General features: G+C 72.3%; 13 protein-coding genes. 10 read left to right on the top strand and 3 right to left on the bottom strand.

The window, feature by feature from the left end; genetic code table 11:
* Positions 1–19 precede the first annotated feature (19 nt).
* From ACGF3H_RS25955 to ACGF3H_RS25940, 4 genes are all read left to right on the top strand, one after another.
* Positions 20–598 (top strand): hypothetical protein, encoded by a 579-nt coding sequence (locus ACGF3H_RS25955; protein WP_362489013.1) that lies wholly within the window; start codon positions 20–22, stop codon positions 596–598.
* 198 nt (positions 599–796) lie between these two features.
* Complete coding sequence (locus ACGF3H_RS25950) at positions 797–982, top strand: hypothetical protein (RefSeq protein ID WP_362489015.1); 186 nt, start codon at positions 797–799, stop codon at positions 980–982.
* 104 nt (positions 983–1086) lie between these two features.
* Complete coding sequence (locus tag ACGF3H_RS25945; RefSeq protein ID WP_362489017.1) at positions 1087–4206, top strand: AAA family ATPase; 3120 nt, start codon at positions 1087–1089, stop codon at positions 4204–4206.
* 37 nt (positions 4207–4243) lie between these two features.
* The gene (locus tag ACGF3H_RS25940) at positions 4244–4471 is read left to right on the top strand and encodes a DUF6191 domain-containing protein (RefSeq protein WP_362489019.1); all 228 of its coding nucleotides are present in this window, start codon (positions 4244–4246) and stop codon (positions 4469–4471) included.
* 16 nt (positions 4472–4487) lie between these two features.
* On the opposite strand, the gene ACGF3H_RS25935 is transcribed toward ACGF3H_RS25940, so the two are convergent.
* Positions 4488–5648, bottom strand: coding sequence for a PQQ-dependent sugar dehydrogenase (locus tag ACGF3H_RS25935; RefSeq protein ID WP_362489020.1), 1161 nt, complete (start codon positions 5646–5648; stop codon positions 4488–4490).
* A 95-nt stretch (positions 5649–5743) separates the two neighbouring features.
* The gene (locus tag ACGF3H_RS25930) at positions 5744–6742 is read right to left on the bottom strand and encodes an aldo/keto reductase (RefSeq protein WP_362489022.1); all 999 of its coding nucleotides are present in this window, start codon (positions 6740–6742) and stop codon (positions 5744–5746) included.
* Positions 6743–6817: 75 nt separating this feature from the next.
* Here ACGF3H_RS25930 and ACGF3H_RS25925 point away from each other — a divergent pair, with 75 nt between their 5' ends.
* The 6 genes from ACGF3H_RS25925 (at position 6818) to serA (ending at position 16941) form a co-directional block, all read left to right on the top strand.
* Entirely contained in the window at positions 6818–7759 is a 942-nt protein-coding gene (locus ACGF3H_RS25925; protein ID WP_362489024.1) for a 2-hydroxyacid dehydrogenase, read from the top strand.
* Between the two features lie 421 nt (positions 7760–8180).
* Entirely contained in the window at positions 8181–11264 is a 3084-nt protein-coding gene (locus ACGF3H_RS25920; RefSeq protein ID WP_362489026.1) for an EAL domain-containing protein, read from the top strand.
* Positions 11265–11507: 243 nt separating this feature from the next.
* Positions 11508–13355, top strand: coding sequence for an acetolactate synthase large subunit (locus tag ACGF3H_RS25915; protein ID WP_362489028.1), 1848 nt, complete (start codon positions 11508–11510; stop codon positions 13353–13355).
* Between the two features lie 35 nt (positions 13356–13390).
* On the top strand, positions 13391–13915 hold the full coding sequence (ilvN, locus tag ACGF3H_RS25910) for an acetolactate synthase small subunit (protein ID WP_362489030.1): 525 nt from the start codon (positions 13391–13393) through the stop codon (positions 13913–13915).
* A gap of 119 nt (positions 13916–14034) precedes the next feature.
* Positions 14035–15033, top strand: a complete 999-nt coding sequence (gene ilvC, locus ACGF3H_RS25905) for a ketol-acid reductoisomerase (protein WP_085571218.1) — start codon at positions 14035–14037, stop codon at positions 15031–15033.
* A 318-nt stretch (positions 15034–15351) separates the two neighbouring features.
* The gene (gene serA / locus ACGF3H_RS25900) at positions 15352–16941 is read left to right on the top strand and encodes a phosphoglycerate dehydrogenase (RefSeq protein WP_362489033.1); all 1590 of its coding nucleotides are present in this window, start codon (positions 15352–15354) and stop codon (positions 16939–16941) included.
* A gap of 8 nt (positions 16942–16949) precedes the next feature.
* Here serA and ACGF3H_RS25895 read toward each other — a convergent pair whose 3' ends face one another.
* Positions 16950–18497, bottom strand: coding sequence for an MFS transporter (locus ACGF3H_RS25895; RefSeq protein ID WP_362489035.1), 1548 nt, complete (start codon positions 18495–18497; stop codon positions 16950–16952).
* Between the last annotated feature and the right edge of the window lie 28 nt (positions 18498–18525).

Raw genomic sequence — 18525 nt, 5'->3', positions numbered from 1 at the left:
CGTCCGTACGGTGCGAGGCATGGGAACGAAGACAGTGGACGAGACCGTCGGCAAGACCGACCAGGACGAGGTGGACGAGGTGGCGAAGACCGACGCCGCCGAGAACACGGCCGTGGACGGTGACGCCACGGTCGACGGCCCCGCGGTGGACGAGACCGATGCGGAGACCGACGCCGAAGCCGGTGCCGTCGAGAAGGAGGGCCCGACCGGCGTCGGCCAGGGCGCGGGTGCCGTCGTCTCCGCCGGGCTGGGCATCGTCTCGCTGACCGGCAGCTGGGTCGGCACCGTGGCCTCCGCCCGCGAGGCGGTCTTCGGGCAGCTGGAGACGACCCAGTCCTCCAACGTCCAGACCATGCTCGAAAAGGGATACGGCGACGCCTGGCAGGCCACGGCCCTGTGGGGTGGCGTGTTCGCGCTGATCGCGCTGATCGTCGGCGTCGTGGTGCTGGTCCGGCCCGCGTTCGGCGCGCCCGGCAGGCCCCAGGCCGCGTGGATCAAGTCGGTCTCCTGGGCCGGCGTCGCGCTGGGTGTGATCGGCCTGATCCTCGCCGTGCTCAAGTACACCGACGTCATGTTGGCCGTGCCGTCCGTGGGCTGACGTCCCCGCCGTCCGTAAGGGGTCTTAGGGCATCGCGGCGCCCCCGGCGCACGCCCTAAGACCCCTCACGTACGTCTAAGGCCCCGCGCGGCCGCCGAAGATGCGGCACTTACCCGATGTGGGCCACCCCCCTGGGAGACGAAGGTGGAGGCATCGCAGCGAGCGATTCCGAACCGGACTCTCACCGAGGGACACACCATGTACGAGTACGAGATCCAGCAGCTCCGCGCCGCCGAACTGATCCGCCGGGCCGACGAGGCCAGGCTGGCCCGCGAGGCCGCCCGCGCCCGCCGCGCGGCCCGCCGGGACGCCCGCCACGACACGGCCCCGGCGGAGAGCCATAGGTTCCTGCCGCGCCGGCACCGGTTGGCCCGGGCCGCGTGAACGGGGGGACCGGGGAGGGAGGCCGCACGGCCTCCCTCCCCGCCGTCGTACCGGCCACCGTCCGCCTGTCGAAAACCGGTGCCCCGCCGCCGGACCCCCGTGCGATGCTCAGGCACGTGGAGACCAGGTCCGTCAGTCCCGTGTTCGTCGGCCGCGCAGGCGAACTGGACACGTTGCACGACTCCCTCGCCCGCGCCGGCGGCCAGGACGCCTCCCCGGCGTCCGGCGCCGGGGGAGAGCCGCAGGCGCTGCTGCTCGGCGGCGAGGCCGGCGTCGGCAAGACCCGCCTGGTCGAGGAGTTCGCCGCCGCCGCACGCCGCCGGGGCGCCGTCGTCGTACTCGGCGGCTGCGTCGAGATCGGCGCCGACGGACTGCCCTTCGCCCCCTTCTCCACCGCGCTGCGCGCCCTGCGCCGCGAACTGCCCGAGGAGCTGGCCGCCGCTGCCGCCGGGCAGGAGGAGGAACTGGCCCGGCTGCTGCCCGAACTGGGCGAGACCGCGCCGGGCACCGGCGGCGGACGGCACGACGAGGAGAGCATGGCCCGCCTCTTCGAGCTCACCGCCCGCCTGCTGGAGCGCGTCGCCGCCCGGCACACCGTCGTCCTCGTCCTGGAGGACCTGCACTGGGCCGACGCCTCCACCCGCCACCTGATCGCCTACCTCTTCCGCACCCTGCGCACCGGCCGCCTCGTCGTCCTGGCCACCTACCGCTCCGACGACATCCACCGCCGCCACCCGCTGCGCCCCCTGCTCGCCGAACTCGACCGGCTGCGCACCGTCCGCCGCATCGAGCTCGGCCGCTTCACCCGCGACGAGGTCGGCCGCCAGATCGCCGGCATCCTCGCCCACGAACCCGACCAGCTCCAGATCGACGAGATCTTCGAACGCTCCGACGGCAACGCCTTCTTCGTCGAGGAACTCGCCGTCGCCGCCCACGAAGGCTGCTGCACCGGCCTCACCGATTCCCTGCGCGACCTGCTCCTGGTCCGCGTCGAGGCCCTGCCCGAGAGCGCGCAGCGCGTCGCCCGGATCGTCGCCGAGGGCGGCTCCACCGTCGAGTACCGGCTGCTCGCCGCCGTCGCCCGGCTCGCCGAGGACGACCTCATCGAGGCGCTGCGGGCCGCCGTGAACGCCAACCTCCTGCTCCCCGCGCCCGACGGCGACGGCTACCGCTTCCGCCACTCCCTGGTCCGCGAGGCCGTCGCCGACGACCTGCTCCCCGGCGAACGCTCCCGCCTCAACCGCCGCTACGCCGAGGCCCTGGACGCGGACCCGACGCTGGTGCCCGCCGACGAGCGCGTGATGCGCCTGGCCAGCTACTGGTACCACGCTCACGACCCGGCCAGGGCCCTGCCGGCCGTGCTGGACGCCTCCGTCGAGGCCCGGCGCCGCCACGCCTACTCCGAACAGCTCCGGCTGCTGGAACGGGCCATGGAACTGTGGGACTCCGCCCCCGACGACGTACGCGCCACCCTGCGCCCCGTCGACTACACCGAGGTCTACCCGCCCTGCGGCTGCCACCCGGAGACCGCGCCCCTGCGCTACCTGGACCTGATGGCCGAGGCCGCCGTGGCCGGGCGGCTGTGCGGGGAACGCGAGCGCGCCCTGAAGATCACCAAGCGGGCTCTGCGCCTGCTGGAGGAGGAGCAGGAGTCCGGCCCCGAGGCCCGGCCGAACGGACGGGACCCGCAGCGCGCCGCGTGGTTCTGGACGCAGCGCTCCCTGCTGGTCCAGGCCCAGGGCCGCGGTGACGGCTGGCGGGAGCTCGGCATCGCCCAGGAACTGGTCCGCGGCCTGCCGCCGTCCAAGGTGCACGCCGAGGTGCTGGCCATGGCCGCCAACTGGTCGATGCTCCACAACCCCGGCCCGGACGCCGTGACCGCCGCGGAGCGCGCCGTGGAGTACGCGCGGATGGTGGGCGCCGCCGACATCGAACTCAACGCCCGGCTCACCCTCGGCGGACTGATGGTCGACGCCGGCCACATCGACGCCGGGCTCGCCGAGATGTACCAGGTCAGGGACCGGGTCGTGGCGCAGGGGCAGTCCGTCGTGGTCGCCCGCAGCCACGTCAACCTGCCCTCGGTCCTGGAGAGCGTCGGCCGCTCCGAGGAGGCGGTCGGCATCCTGCGCGAAGGCGTCGACCTCACCCGCCGGACGGGCCTGCTGGAGTCCGAGGCCTGGGTGTGGGGGAACCTCTCCGAGTCGCTCATCTCCCTGGGGCGCTGGGACGAGGCGGTCGAGGCAGCGCTCACCGCCGGCGCCCCGGGCCGGGGGCCCGCACCACGCGGCGGCGCCTGCACGAAGCGTGCCGTCGTCGCGCTGGCCCGCGGTGAGACGGCCGAGGCCGCCCGGCTGCTCGCCGAGGCCCGCGCCGCCTACGGCACGCACAACCTCACGCCGCAGTACCAGCTGCCGCTCGCCGCCCTCACCATCCGCCTCGCCGCCGTGGAGGGCCGAGTCCTCGACGCCCGGGCCGAACTCGACCGGGCCCTGGAGGCGGGCTTCCCGCCCGGCACCCAGCGCTACGGCTGGCCCCTGCTGCTGGCCGCCGCCGAGGCCGAGGCCGGCGCACACGGTCTGCCGGCCGCCGAACAGGGGCGCGCCGAGGTGCTCGAACGCCTCGCCGGTGCCGCCAAGTCACTCACCACGGGCGCCCCGGTCTGGCTGGCCCACGAGCGGTGGGTCCGCGCCGAACTCGACCGCGCCCGGGGCCGGGACACGGTGCGGACCTGGACGGAGACGGTCACCGCGTTCGAGTGCCTGGAGCGGCCCTACGAACTCGCCCGCGTCCGCCACCGGCTGGCCGGTGCCCTGCTGGCCGCCGGCGGCGACGACGAACGGGCCCGTGCCACGGAACTGCTCCGCCTCGCCCGCACCGTCGCCCGCCACCTCGGCGCACGCCCCCTCGAAGACGCCGTCGACCGGCTCGCCCAGCGCGCCGGACTCGTCCTCGGCCACGCCGCCGCACCGGCCACAGCCCCCGGCGACCCGGCCGAAGCACTCGGCCTCACCAGCCGGGAGCGCGACGTCCTCCGGCTGGTCGCCGACGGCCGCACCAACCGCCAGATAGCCGAGGAGCTCTTCATCTCGCCCAAGACCGCCAGCGTCCACGTCTCCAACATCCTGGCCAAGCTCGGCGTCTCGGGCCGCGGCGAAGCGGCGGCGCTGGCGCACCGGCTCGCGCTGTTCCCGGCCGGGACGCTCACCACCCGTTCGGCCGACTGAGGCATACGCTGGAGGGACGCCGATCGAGGGAGGGCGCGTGTTCAACGCTTTCGAGGAGCTCTTCGCCCCCGGCCGCAAGCACACCCGCGACGAGCAGAACCGGCTCGAACTGACCCGGGAGGACGTCGGCGACGGCGACCCGGGCCGCGGCCCGATAGATCTCGCGTCGGGCAGGGTCGTCGTCCACCGGGCGAGCCCCGGCAGGCCCGGGAGCGAGCGGGAGGCGACCGCCGAGGACCCGCCCGCACCCGGCCAGGACGAGTGACGGGCGGCGCCGGCGCCTACGTCACCTTCAGCTCAAGAATCCGGTCGTCCCCGTCCTTGGCGTCGCCCCGGCCGTCCGTGTCGCTGGTCACGAGCCACAGCCTGTCACCGCCCGCCGCGGCCACCGTGCGCAGCCGGCCGTACTTCCCCTCCAGGAACGCCTGCGGGTCCGCCGACGCCCGGGTGCCCTTCAGCGGGACGCGCCAGAGCCGCTCGCCGCGCAGGCCCGCCATCCAGACGGAACCCTCGGCGAGGGCGACGCCGCTGGGCGAGGCCTGGTCGGTGTTCCACTGGGCGATCGGGTCCTGGAAGGCGGAGTCGCCGGACCTGCCCTCCGCCTCCGGCCAGCCGTAGTTGCCGCCGGGCTTGATCGCGTTCAGCTCGTCCCAGGTGTCCTGCCCGAACTCCGAGGCGAACAGCCGCTGCTCGGCGTCCCAGGCCAGCCCCTGCACGTTGCGGTGCCCGTACGAGTACACCGGGGAGTCCGGGAACGGGTTGCCGGGAGCCGGCTCGCCCTCCGGCGTCATGCGCAGGATCTTGCCGCCGAGGGACTTCCTGTCCTGCGACAGGCCCCGCTCACCGCTCTCGCCGGTGCCCGCGTACAGCATCCCGTCCGGCCCGAACGCGATCCGGCCGCCGTTGTGGATGACGCCCTTGGGGATGCCCTTGAACACCGTGTCCGGGGCGCCCAGCTGCTCTCCCGGCGGCTTCTTCGCGTCGTACAGCATGCGCACGATGCGATTGTCCGAGGCGGAGGTGAAGTACGCGTAGATCATGTGGTCCGACGCGTAGTCGGGGGAGAGGGCGATGCCCAGCAGGCCGCCCTCCCCGGCGGGCGACACCCCGGGCACCTCGCCGAGCTCCGTCGTGCGCCCCGTCTTCTCGTCGACCCGCGTGATCGTGGCCTCGTCGCGCGAGGAGACCAGCAGACCATCGCCCGGCAGCGGGGCCAGACCCCACGGGCTCTTCAGCCCCGTGGCGACCGTACGGACGACCTTCACCGACCCCTTCGCGGGCGGTGTCTCCCCGGCGGACGGGCCCGGGGACGACGAACCCGCCGTCGTCCCGCCGGCGGAGGCGCTCCCGGCCGCGCCCGACGGCTCCCCGTCGTCGGAGGAGCAGCCGGCCGTCAGCAGGAGGGCGGCGGCCAGCACGGCCGTCACGGATCGACGTCGCACGATCTGAGTCCCTTCGACGCGGCGGTTCTCCCTGTCATACACCGCTGGGCCTTTCCAGGTTCCCGATCCCCGAATCCCGAAGCCGGACCGTCGCCTCAGTCCCACGAGCCCTGCGCCGTCGGCAGGCCCCCGATCTCCGCCAGGTCCGGCCCGCTCAGCCGCAGTGAGGCCGCCCCCGCGTTCTGCGTCACCCAGCGCTCCTGCTTGGTGCCCGGCACCGGCACCACGTGCCCGCCCTGCGCCAGCACCCAGGCCAGCGCCACCTGCGCCGCCGTGACGTCGTCGCCGTGCCGGGCCGCGATTCTGCGCAGACCGGCCACGATCGGCTGGTTGGCGGCCATCATCTCGGCGGTGAAACGGGGATGCCGGGCGCGCAGGTCCTCCGGTTCGAAGCCCTGCCCGGGCGTCAGGGTGCCGGTCAGGAAGCCGTTGCCGAGCGGCATCGCGGCGAGGAAACCGACGCCCCTGCTCTCGCACCAGGGCAGCAGCGTGCGCAGCGCCTCCGGCGACCACACCGACAGCTCGGCCTGCACGGCGCTCACCGGGAACACCTGCTGCACCCGCTCCAGCTGCCGCACCGTCGCGTCGTGCAGCCGCGCCCCCGGCCGCCGGGCCGACCGGGCACCGACCGCGCACAGGCCGAGCGCCCGCACCTTCCCCGCCCGGACCAGCTCCGCCATCGCGCCCCAGGTCTCCTCGACGGGCACCTCCGGGTCGGCGCGGTGCAGTTGGTAGAGGTCGATGACGTCCGTCTGCAGCCGGCGCAGGGAGGCGTCGCAGGCGCGCTTCACATAGCCGGGACGGCCGTTGGCCACGATGTGCTGATCACCGACCAGCAGTCCGACCTTCGTCGACACGAAGGCGTCGGAACGCCGCTCCTTCAACACCCGCCCCAGCAGCAGCTCGTTGGTGAACGGGCCGTACATGTCCGCGGTGTCCAGCAGGGACACACCCAGGTCGAGGGCCCGGTGCACCGCCCTGACCGACTCGTCCCCCCGCTGCCGCGACGCGCTGTACGCCCAGTTCATCGGCATGCACCCCAGTCCGACGGCCCCCACCGCGAGTGCCGTCGCGCCGATCGTCCTGCGCTCCACCTGGTCGTGACCCTCCCTCGTCAGGCCACCCAACCTAACCTCTGCCGTTCCACGGTCCTGACATAGCCTCCTGACATGACTGCTGACGTGTGGCTGCCCATCCCGCCGGACGAGATAGAGGGCCTCCCCGAGGGTCCCGCCTACCGTTACTGGAACGGCGAGGAGGACTTCCCCGCCGACCCGGCCGACTGCGCGTTCTACGTGGTCCCCTACATGAAGCCCAGCGGGCTCGGGACGCGCCCACTGCCCCTGATGCGGTCCGTCCAGGTTGTCCAGACGCTCTCCGCCGGCATCGACCACGTGGAGCCCGGACTCGGCCACCTGCCCGCGGGCGTGCGCCTGTGCAACGCGCGCGGTGTCCACGAGGCCAGCACCGCCGAGCTGACGCTGACCCTGATCCTGGCGTCGCTGCGCGGTGTCCCCGACTTCGTGCGGGCGCAGGACCGGGGCGAGTGGCTCGGCGGTTTCCGGCCCGCGCTCGCCGACCGGAACGTGCTCATCGTCGGATACGGGTCGATCGGCGCCGCGATCGAGGACCGGCTCGTGCCGTTCGAGGTCGCGCGGGTGGCGCGCGTCGCGCGCTCCGCCCGCACCACGGCGCGCGGCCCGGTGCACCCGCTCACCGAACTGCCCGCGCTGCTCCCCGAGGCGGACGTCGTCGTCCTCTCCACGCCGCTCACCGAGACGACCCGCGGCCTCGTGAACGCGGACTTCCTGGCCCGGATGAAGGACGGGGCCCTGCTCGTCAACGTGGCGCGCGGCCCCGTCGTCGACACCAAGGCGCTGCTCGCCGAACTGGAGAGCGGGCGCATCACCGCCGCCCTCGACGTCACCGACCCCGAACCGCTGCCGCCGGGCCACCCCCTGTGGCAGGCTCCGGGAGTGCTCGTCAGCCCGCACGTCGGCGGGCCGACGTCCGCGTTCCTGCCGCGCGCCGAGCGGTTGTTGGTGGACCAGCTGACCCGATTCGTGAACCGGGAGCCGCTGCGCAACGTGATCCTGACGACGGGCGGGTAATCCGTTTCAGGTACCCTCCGCAACTTTCCGGGTGCGGTGGGTACCCGCATATTCCCTGGTCGTCACGGAGCGTAGAGAAGCTATGTCCCTGAGTGACGAGACTGGTGTATCGTCCGACAGGGGATGCGCGCCGCGCACGGTTCGGCGCCGGGGACGGACAACCCAGACTGTGAGGGGGGCGACGGGCGATGCACGGCCTATGGACGAACGACCCGACGCGGCGGAGCCGCCACCGGCGACCCTGGCGCACGGCCACGCGCAGACGGGACGGGTACGGTCACCACGGTGGCCGCCACGGTCACCACGGACACCACGGACACCACGGACACCACCAGCGCAGGCACAACAGCCGCAGGAGGCAGGCGACTCCGGCGCACCCGGGCCCCCGGGACGCGGCGGCGGCGCGGACCGGGAGGCCACGGTGAGTCCGCCCACGTCCGTGTCCACGCTGGACGGAGCACCGCGGACGCCTACCGCGTCCGGCCCCCTGCCGCCCGCGCCGGCACCGGCGTTCGGCGGTCCGGCCCTCTTCCGCCAGCTCGCCCTGGCACTGGTCTGCGGGGCGTACGCCGTCGGTTCCGCGCTCGGCTGGGGATCCGAGTACATCGCGACGATCATGGGCGACTTCGGGCTCAGCGCCGCCGCCGGCGCCGCCGCCGTCTCGTGCTTCGTCTACGCCCGCGGCCGCCGGGTCCGCTTCCGGCCCGCCTGGCTCCTGTTCGCCCTCTCCTCGGCGATGGCGTCCCTGGGCAATCTGGTCTGGGGCTGGTACGAGGTCGTCCTGCGGCAGCCGGTGCCCAGCCCCAGCTACGCCGACCTGTTCTTCCTGTGCTTCGCGCCGCCCGCCATCGTGGGGTTGCTGGTGCTGGCCAAGCGTCCGGTCACCAAGGCCGGCTGGATCTGTCTCGGCCTGGACGCCTGGCTGATCGGCGGCTCGCTGCTGACCCTGGCCTGGAGCCTGGCGCTCGCCCAGGCGGCGAAGGCCGAGGGCGGTTCCAGCGTCGCGCACGCCGCGCTCTCCGTGGCCTATCCGCTGCTGGACATCGCCCTGATCAGCATGGTGCTCGCGCTGCACTTCAGGCGCTTGCCCCGGGGCCGGTCCACGGTCAACACCGCCATCGGCGCGCTCGCCCTGACGGTGATGTGCGACGCCCTGTTCACCTCGCCGCTGCTGCACAACAACTACCGCTCGGGCCAGTTGCTCGACGCCGGATGGTTCGCGGGCTCGCTGCTGCTGGCGTACGCCCCCTGGGCCGCGTCGTGGCGCCTGCGGCCGCACGACGGGGACGGAGCCGGCGGACACACGCGGGTGGTCCACGAGCACGTGCCGGGCCGGCGCGTCGAGAGCCCTCGTCCGGTGCCCGCCCCCCAGCCCGCGTCCGTGCCGGGCGACGAGCACAGCCGCTACCCGGCCGCCCGGCCCATCGCCGGGTCCCTGGCCGCGCTCACGCCCTACCTCGCCGCCGCGGTCTGCACCCTGGGGATCCTCTACAACGTCCTCAACGGCCGCAGCGTCGACCGCGTGGTGCTCCTGACCTGCGGCACGGTGGTGCTCGCCCTGGTCGTACGCCAGGGCATCATGCTGCTCGACAACATCACCCTCACCCAGGAACTGGCCCAGAAGGAGAACCACTTCCGCTCCCTGGTGCAGGGCTCCAGCGACGTGATCATGATCGCCGCGCCCAACGGCTTCCTCCGCTACGTCTCCCCGGCCGCCGCCGGGGTCTACGGCCGCCCGGCGGAGGACCTCGTCGGCAGCGAGCTGGCGGGGCTCATCCACCCGGAGGACCTGGGCTGCGTGGTGCACGAGGTGCGCCGCTTCCTCGCCGCCGACCCGGTCGAGGAACCCACCACGCGCATCGAGTGCCGCTTCCGGTCCGGGGCCGGCGGCTGGCTCAACGTCGAGTCGACCGTCAACCGGCACCACGGGGGCCTCATCTTCAACAGCCGTGACGTGACGGAAAGAGTGCGGCTCCAGGCGCAGCTCCAGCACAACGCCGAGCACGACCCGCTCACCGACCTGCCCAACCGCGCCCTGTTCACCCGGCGCGTCCAGCAGGCCCTGTCCGGCCGCCGCGCCTCCGACCGGGGCGCCGCCCTGCGCGGCACGGCGGTGCTCTTCATCGACCTCGACGGCTTCAAGGCGGTCAACGACACCATCGGGCACCAGGCCGGGGACGAGCTGCTCGTCCAGGCCGCGCACAGACTCCAGGAGGCCGTCCGCAAGGGGGACACCGCCTCCCGGCTGGGCGGCGACGAGTTCGCCGCCCTGATCGCCGGCGACGGCACCCGCGACCGCACCGCGCGCGAAGGACACATCCTGGAGCTCGCCGACCGCCTTAGGACGACCCTCTCGCAGCCCTACCTCATCGACGGCAACGATGTCCGCGTCAACGCCTCCATCGGCGTCGCGTTCGCCGAACCGGGCCTGGGCGCGGGCGAGCTGCTGCGCAACGCCGACCTCGCCATGTACCGCGCCAAGGCGGCCGGCAAGGGCCGCGTCGAGCTGTACCGGCCGCAGATGCAGCAGGACGTCGTGCGCAAGGCCGAGCTGGCCGGGCGGCTGCGGGCCGCGCTGCACGAGGGCGAGTTCGCGCTGCTGCACCAGCCGGTGGTGTCCCTGACGGACGGCCGGATCTCGTCCGTGTGCGCCCAGGCGCGCTGGCGGTCGTCCCAAGGCGTGCTGTTCACTCCCGCCGAGTTCCTCCGGGTCACCGAGGACGGCGGCAAGACCGCCGAGCTGGACCGCTGGGTGCTCCAGGAGGCCGTCGAGCAGGCGGCGGAACGGGCGGCGGCGGGCCTGTCGGTGCCGGTGGCCGTGCGCATCGGCGCCCGCCGGCTGCTCGACCGCTCCATGCCGCTGGGCTCCGTGGAGGCCCTGCTCACCCGGCACGGGCTGCCGCCGGGCTCCCTCGTGATCGAGCTGTCCGACACCGACCCCCGGGTCGGCCTGGACGAGCTGGAGCGCCGGCTCAACGCACTCAGGCGGGTGGGTGTCCGGATCACGCTCGACGGGTTCGGCAGCGGCTACGCGGCGATCACCGCCCTGCGGCGGCTCCCCGTCGACGTCCTCAAGCTGGATCGCAGCCTGGTCGAGGGCGTCGTCGAGTCCGCCCGGCTGCACAAGATCACCAGCGGGCTGCTCCGCATCGCCACCGACCTCGGGCTCATGTCCGTGGCCGACGGAGTGGACCTGCCCGAGCAGATCGTCGCCCTGCGGGCGATGGGCTGCACGCACGGACAGGGCATGGCCTTCTCCGGGCCGCTGGACGAGCACCGGCTGCGCAGAGCGCTCGGCACCGGTCACTACGCGGTGCCGCACGGACCGGCCGAACCGGCGTTCGCCGGCGGCGGCGCGGGGGTGTACACCGACACCGTCGGCGCGGGCGTCGGCAACGCTCCCCCCGGCCCGGTCGCCGGTGGCCTGGGGTCCGGCATGCCGGCCGTCCTGGGAGGCGCAACAGCCCTGCGCTCACATAATGAGACGCCCGTCCCACCCACTTGACAGTGGGTGCGTGCCGGGGGGAGGGTCAGTGCCATGCGCACCCGAATTCTCGTACTTGGAAAGCGCGTCGGCTGAAGCTGGTGACGTCCGGACCGACCCGGACTCCCAGCGACCCACACCCGGCGCGCTCCCCTCGCTTGCCTTATGGCACGAGGGGTTTTTTGTTGCACAGGCACCTGCCGAGCAACAGCCGCAGATCGCCCAACCCTCGCAAAAACCCTCAGCATCGAGAAGAGAATGCCGATGACCGAGCAGGCCACCGGGGCCCATCACCCGCAGCCGCGGCCCCGATCCGGAGGACACCAGTCCGCACCCGAGCACGTCACGGGTGCGAAGTCCCTCATCCGCTCGCTCGAGGAGGTCGGGGTCGACACCGTATTCGGCATTCCCGGTGGCACGATCCTCCCCGCGTACGACCCGATGATGGACTCCAGCCGGGTGCGTCACGTGCTCGTCCGGCACGAGCAGGGTGCGGGCCACGCGGCCACCGGTTACGCGCAGGCGACCGGCAAGGTCGGCGTGTGCATGGCGACCTCGGGTCCCGGCGCCACCAACCTGGTGACGCCGATCGCCGACGCGAACATGGACTCGGTGCCGCTGGTCGCGATCACCGGCCAGGTCGTCACCAAGGCGATCGGCACGGACGCCTTCCAGGAGGCGGACATCGTCGGCATCACGATGCCGATCACCAAGCACAGCTTCCTGGTCACCAAGGCCGAGGACATCCCGAAGACGATCGCGGAGGCGTTCCACATCGCCTCGACCGGCCGTCCCGGCCCCGTCCTCGTCGACATCCCGAAGGACGTGCTGCAGGCGCAGACGACCTTCTCCTGGCCGCCGGCCATGGACCTGCCCGGCTACCGCCCGGTCACCAAGCCGCACGCCAAGCAGATCCGCGAGGCGGCCAAGCTCATCACCGCCGCGAAGCGCCCCGTGCTCTACGTCGGCGGCGGCGTCCTCAAGGCGCAGGCCACCGCCGAGCTGAAGGTCCTCGCCGAACTCACCGGAGCGCCCGTCACCACCACCCTGATGGCGCTCGGCGCGTTCCCCGACAGCCACCCGCTGCACGTGGGAATGCCGGGCATGCACGGTGCGGTCACCGCCGTCACCGCGCTGCAGAAGGCCGACCTGATCGTCGCCCTCGGAGCCCGCTTCGACGACCGCGTCACCGGCAAGCTGGACAGCTTCGCCCCGTACGCCAAGATCGTCCACGCCGACATCGACCCGGCGGAGATCGGCAAGAACCGCGAGGCCGACGTGCCGATCGTCGGCGACGCCCGCGAGGTCATCGCCGACCTCGTCCAGGCGGTCCAGAAGGAGCACAGCGAGGGCAACCGGGGCGACTACACCGCCTGGTGGAAGGACCTCAGCCGCTGGCGCGACACCTACCCCCTGGGCTACGACCAGCCCGGGGACGGCTCGCTCTCCCCCCAGGCGGTCATCGAGCGCATCGGGCAGCTCGCGCCCGAGGGCACGATCTTCGCGGCCGGCGTCGGCCAGCACCAGATGTGGGCCGCGCACTTCGTCCAGTACGAGCAGCCCGCCACCTGGCTGAACTCGGGCGGCGCCGGAACCATGGGCTACGCCGTCCCGGCCGCCATGGGCGCCAAGGCCGGCATGCCCGACCGGGCCGTCTGGGCGATCGACGGCGACGGCTGCTTCCAGATGACCAACCAGGAACTGACCACCTGCGCCCTGAACAACATCCCGATCAAGGTCGCCGTCATCAACAACGGCGCCCTCGGGATGGTCCGCCAGTGGCAGACCCTCTTCTACAACCAGCGGTACTCCAACACGGTGCTGCACTCCGGTCCCGAGGACATCAACCCGGACGCCCGCGGCACCCGCGTCCCCGACTTCGTCAAGCTGTCGGAGGCCATGGGCTGCTACGCCATCCGCTGCGAGGACCCCGCCGACCTCGACAAGGTCATCGAGGAGGCGAACTCCATCAACGACCGCCCCGTCGTCGTCGACTTCATCGTCCACGAGGACGCGATGGTCTGGCCGATGGTCGCCGCCGGCACCTCCAACGACGAGATCATGGCCGCCCGGGACGTCCGCCCCGACTTCGGCGACAGCGAAGACGACTGAGAGCCGTCAGGACTTTCAAGCAGAGGAAGCAGACCATGTCCAAGCACACGCTCTCCGTCCTGGTGGAGAACACCCCCGGCGTCCTGGCGCGGATCACCGCCCTCTTCTCCCGCCGCGGCTTCAACATCGACTCGCTCGCCGTCGGTGTCACCGAGCACCCCGACATCTCCCGCATCACCATCGTCGTGAGCGTCGAGGACTTCCCGCTGGAGCAGGTCACCAAGCAGCTCAACAAGCTGGTCAACGTGCTCAAGATCGTCGAGCTGGAGCCCACCCAGGCCGTGCAGCGCGAACTCGTTCTGGTGAAGGTGCGCTCCGACAACGAGACGCGCTCCCAGATCATCGAGATCGTCCAGCTCTTCCGCGCCAAGACGGTCGACGTCTCCCCGGAGGCCGTCACCATCGAGGCCACCGGCAGCAGCGACAAGCTGTCCGCCATGCTCAAGATGCTGGAACCGTACGGCATCAAGGAACTCGTCCAGTCCGGCACGATCGCCATCGGCCGCGGCGCCCGTTCGATCACGGACCGCTCGCTGCGCGCACTGGACCGGTCCGCGTAACGGCGGAAAGCGGGCGGCCGGCGCCACGCCCGGCCGCCCGCATTCCGAGACCCCGAAACTTCCCTTCCCCTCACCGGCATACGGTGGGACGCAACACCTGCACACAAGGAGAGAACCCAGTGGCCGAGCTGTTCTACGACGCCGACGCCGACCTGTCCATCATCCAGGGCCGCAAGGTCGCGGTCATCGGTTACGGCAGCCAGGGCCACGCCCACGCCCTGTCGCTGCGCGACTCCGGCGTCGACGTGCGCGTCGGTCTGCACGAAGGCTCCAAGTCCAAGGCCAAGGCCGAGGAGCAGGGCCTGCGCGTGGTGAGCCCGTCCGAGGCCGCCGCCGAGGCCGACGTCATCATGATCCTCGTCCCGGACCCCATCCAGGCCCAGGTCTACGAGGAGCACATCAAGGACAACCTGAAGGACGGCGACGCGCTGTTCTTCGGTCACGGCCTGAACATCCGCTACGGCTTCATCAAGCCCCCGGCCGGCGTGGACGTCTGCATGGTCGCCCCGAAGGGCCCGGGCCACCTGGTGCGCCGTCAGTACGAGGAGGGCCGCGGCGTTCCCTGCATCGCCGCCGTCGAGCAGGACGCCACGGGCAGCGCCTTCGCGCTGGCCCTGTCGTACGCGAAGGGCATCGGCGGCACCCGCGCCGGCGTCATCAAGACGACCTTCACCGAGGAGACCGAGACCGACCTGTTCGGTGAGCAGGCCGTCCTCTGCGGTGGCACCGCGGCGCTGGTCAAGGCGGGCTTCGAGACCCTGACCGAGGCGGGCTACCAGCCGGAGATCGCCTACTTCGAGTGCCTGCACGAGCTGAAGCTGATCGTGGACCTCATGTACGAGGGCGGCCTGGAGAAGATGCGCTGGTCGATCTCCGAGACCGCCGAGTGGGGCGACTACGTCACCGGCCCGCGGATCATCACCGACGCCACCAAGGCCGAGATGAAGAAGGTCCTCGCCGAGATCCAGGACGGCACGTTCGCCAAGAACTGGATGGACGAGTACCACGGCGGTCTGAAGAAGTACAACGAGTACAAGCAGCAGGACTCCGAGCACCTGCTGGAGACCACCGGCAAGGAGCTGCGCAAGCTCATGAGCTGGGTCGACGAGGAGGCGTAAGCCTCACGGCCGAAGGGGCCGGAGCACATCGCTCCGGCCCCTTCGGCGAACCCGGGGTAACGTCGTAGGTGCGGCGTTGTCCATCCCGTCCAGCCACGGACGGGTGATCCTTCCGCAGAGGCGCAGGACGGCATCCGCCACGCCACTAGACTGCTGCACACATACGCGTCAGGCTCACAGCGTCGTGCGTCTTCCACGCGGCCTAGCGACCCCGGAGAAGTGCCGGCACGTCACCACGCCGCCCTTTCCCGGTGTCACTCCCCTCCACCGCATGCGGCCGTCGGGACGGCCGTCCGCATTGGACTTGTGAGGACTCACGTGAGCTCGAAACCCGTCGTACTCATCGCCGAAGAGCTGTCGCCCGCGACCGTGGACGCGCTCGGCCCCGACTTCGAGATCCGCCACTGCAACGGTGCGGACCGGGCCGAACTGCTCCCCGCCATCGCCGACGTGGACGCGATCCTGGTCCGCTCCGCCACCAAGGTCGACGCCGAGGCCATCGCCGCCGCCAAGAAGCTCAAGGTCGTCGCCCGGGCCGGCGTCGGTCTGGACAACGTCGACGTCTCCGCCGCCACCAAGGCCGGCGTGATGGTCGTGAACGCCCCGACCTCCAACATCGTCACCGCCGCCGAGCTGGCCTGCGGTCTGCTCGTCGCCACCGCCCGCAACATCCCGCAGGCCAACGCCGCGCTCAAGAACGGCGAGTGGAAGCGCAGCAAGTACACCGGCGTCGAGCTGGCCGAGAAGACCCTCGGCGTCGTCGGCCTCGGCCGCATCGGCGCCCTCGTCGCGCAGCGCATGTCGGCCTTCGGCATGAAGGTCGTCGCCTACGACCCCTACGTGCAGCCCGCGCGGGCCGCGCAGATGGGCGTCAAGGTGGTGTCGCTGGACGAGCTGCTCGAGGTCTCCGACTTCATCACCGTCCACCTGCCCAAGACCCCCGAGACCCTCGGCCTGATCGGCGACGAGGCGCTGCGCAAGGTCAAGCCGAGCGTCCGCATCGTCAACGCCGCGCGCGGCGGCATCGTCGACGAGGAGGCGCTGTACTCGGCGCTGAAGGAGGGCCGCGTCGCCGGCGCCGGCCTGGACGTGTACGCCAAGGAGCCGTGCACCGACTCGCCGCTGTTCGAGTTCGACCAGGTCGTCTGCACCCCGCACCTCGGCGCCTCCACCGACGAGGCCCAGGAGAAGGCCGGCATCGCCGTCGCCAAGTCGGTGCGCCTCGCCCTCGCCGGTGAGCTGGTCCCCGACGCGGTGAACGTGCAGGGCGGCGTCATCGCCGAGGACGTCAAGCCGGGCCTGCCGCTCGCGGAGCGCCTCGGCCGGATCTTCACCGCGCTGGCCGGCGAGGTCGCCGTCCGCCTCGACGTCGAGGTCTACGGCGAGATCACCCAGCACGACGTGAAGGTGCTGGAGCTCTCGGCCCTCAAGGGTGTCTTCGAGGACGTCGTCGACGAGACCGTGTCCTACGTCAACGCCCCGCTGTTCGCCCAGGAGCGCGGCGTGGAGGTCCGCCTGACCACCAGCTCCGAGTCGGCCGACCACCGCAACGTGGTCACCGTCCGCGGCACCCTCTCCGACGGCCAGGAGGTGTCGGTCTCCGGCACGCTGGCCGGCCCGAAGCACGTGCAGAAGATCGTCGCCATCGGCGAGTACGACGTCGACCTCGCCCTCGCCGACCACATGGTGGTGCTGCGCTACGAGGACCGTCCGGGCGTCGTCGGCACCGTCGGCCGGGTCATCGGCGAGGCGGGCCTGAACATCGCCGGCATGCAAGTCGCCCGCGCGACCGTCGGCGGCGAGGCGCTGGCCGTCCTCACCGTCGACGACACGGTGCCCGCCGCGGTGCTGACCGAGGTCGCCTCGGAGATCGGCGCTGCCTCGGCCCGGTCGGTGAACCTGGTCTGACACGTTCCTCAAACGCCGGACGGGCTGAGCGAGTCGGCCTGTCCGGCGTTCGCCGTCTCCGCCTCCTCGCGCACCCGGATCCCGCGCAGTGCTCGCGCCGCGGGGACGGCCGCCACCAGCAGCAGCACCGCGCCCGCGACGGCCGCGCCCTGCATCCCGTGGGTGAACGCCGCCCGCGCCGCCGTCGCCAGCGCTTCTCCCGCGGTCCCGGGAAGGTCACGCGCGACGGCCAGCGCGCCGCCCAGGGTCTCCCGGGCCGCGTCCGGCGCCGCGGCCGGCATCTCGCGGTGGTACACGGCCGTGCCGACCGAACCGAGTACGGCCAGGCTCAGGGCGCCGCCGAACTCCGTGCCGGTCTCCATCAGGGAGGACGCGGCGCCCGCCTTCTCGACCGGTGCGGAGCTGAGCGCCAGGTCGGCGAGCTGGGACATCACCGCGACGATGCCGCTCGCCATGACGGCGCACGCACCCAGCAGCAGCCACAGGGAATCGGTGCCGGAGAGGGCCAGCAGGCCGTACCCGGCGGCCGCGACCACGAAGCCGCCCGCGACGACGTGCGCCCGCTCCACGCCCCGCTGGACCAGCCGCATGGCGAGCGGCGCGGCGAGACCGATCGGCACCGACGGCAGCAGGGCCCACAGCGCGGCCTCCAGCGCGCTCTTGTCCAGCACCGACTGGAGGTACTGGGTGGTGTAGTAGGAGGAGCCCATCATCCCGAAGGCCGACACCAGGTTGAGGACGACGGCCGGGGTGAAGCCGCGGGTGCGGAACAGCTCGGGTGAGATCAGCGGGGACGCGGCGGTGCGCTGGCGGTGCACGAACAGGGCCGCGAAGAGCAGGCCGACGGTCACCGACATCACGTACCGCACGTGCCAGCCCTCGGTCGGGATCTCCTTCAGGCCGTAGATCACGGGCAGGACCGCGGCCATCGACAGCGGCACGCTCAGCAGGTCGAAGCGGCCGGCGCGGGGGCTGCGCGACTCGGGCAGCAGCACCGGTCCGAGGACCAGGAGCAGCGCCATCGCGGGCAGGTTGACCAGGAAGACCGAGCCCCACCAGAAGTACTCGACCAGCACGCCGCTCATCACCGAGCCCAGCGCGATGCCCGCGGTCATCACCCCGGACCACAGCCCGACCGCCTTCGCCCGCTGCGAGGGGTCGGAGAACATCGTGCGGATCAGCGCCATCGTCGACGGCATCAGGGTCGCGCCGCCGATGCCGAGGACCGCACGGGCGGCGATGAGGGTCTCGGCGCTGTGCGCGTAGGCGGCCACGACGGAGGCCGCGCCGAAGGCCGCCGCGCCGATCAGCAGCAGCCTGCGCCGTCCGATGCGGTCGCCCAGCGAACCCATCGTCATCAGCAGACCGGCCAGGACGAAGCCGTAGATGTCGAAGATCCACAGCTGCTGCGTGCCGCTCGGTTCCAGATCGGCGCTGATCGAGGGGATCGCGAAGTAGAGGACGGAGACGTCCATCGAGACCAGGAGGAGCGGCAGCATCAGGACGGTGAGCGCCGTCCACTCGCGGCGCCCGGCGCGGGGCGGGTTCGTTGTCATGACGGTGACTGTACGCACGTCTTATACG

Source organism: Streptomyces sp. NPDC048185 (genome assembly GCF_043202495.1).
Lineage (GTDB): Bacteria > Actinomycetota > Actinomycetes > Streptomycetales > Streptomycetaceae > Streptomyces.
This window is presented reverse-complemented; position numbering and strand designations above follow the sequence as displayed.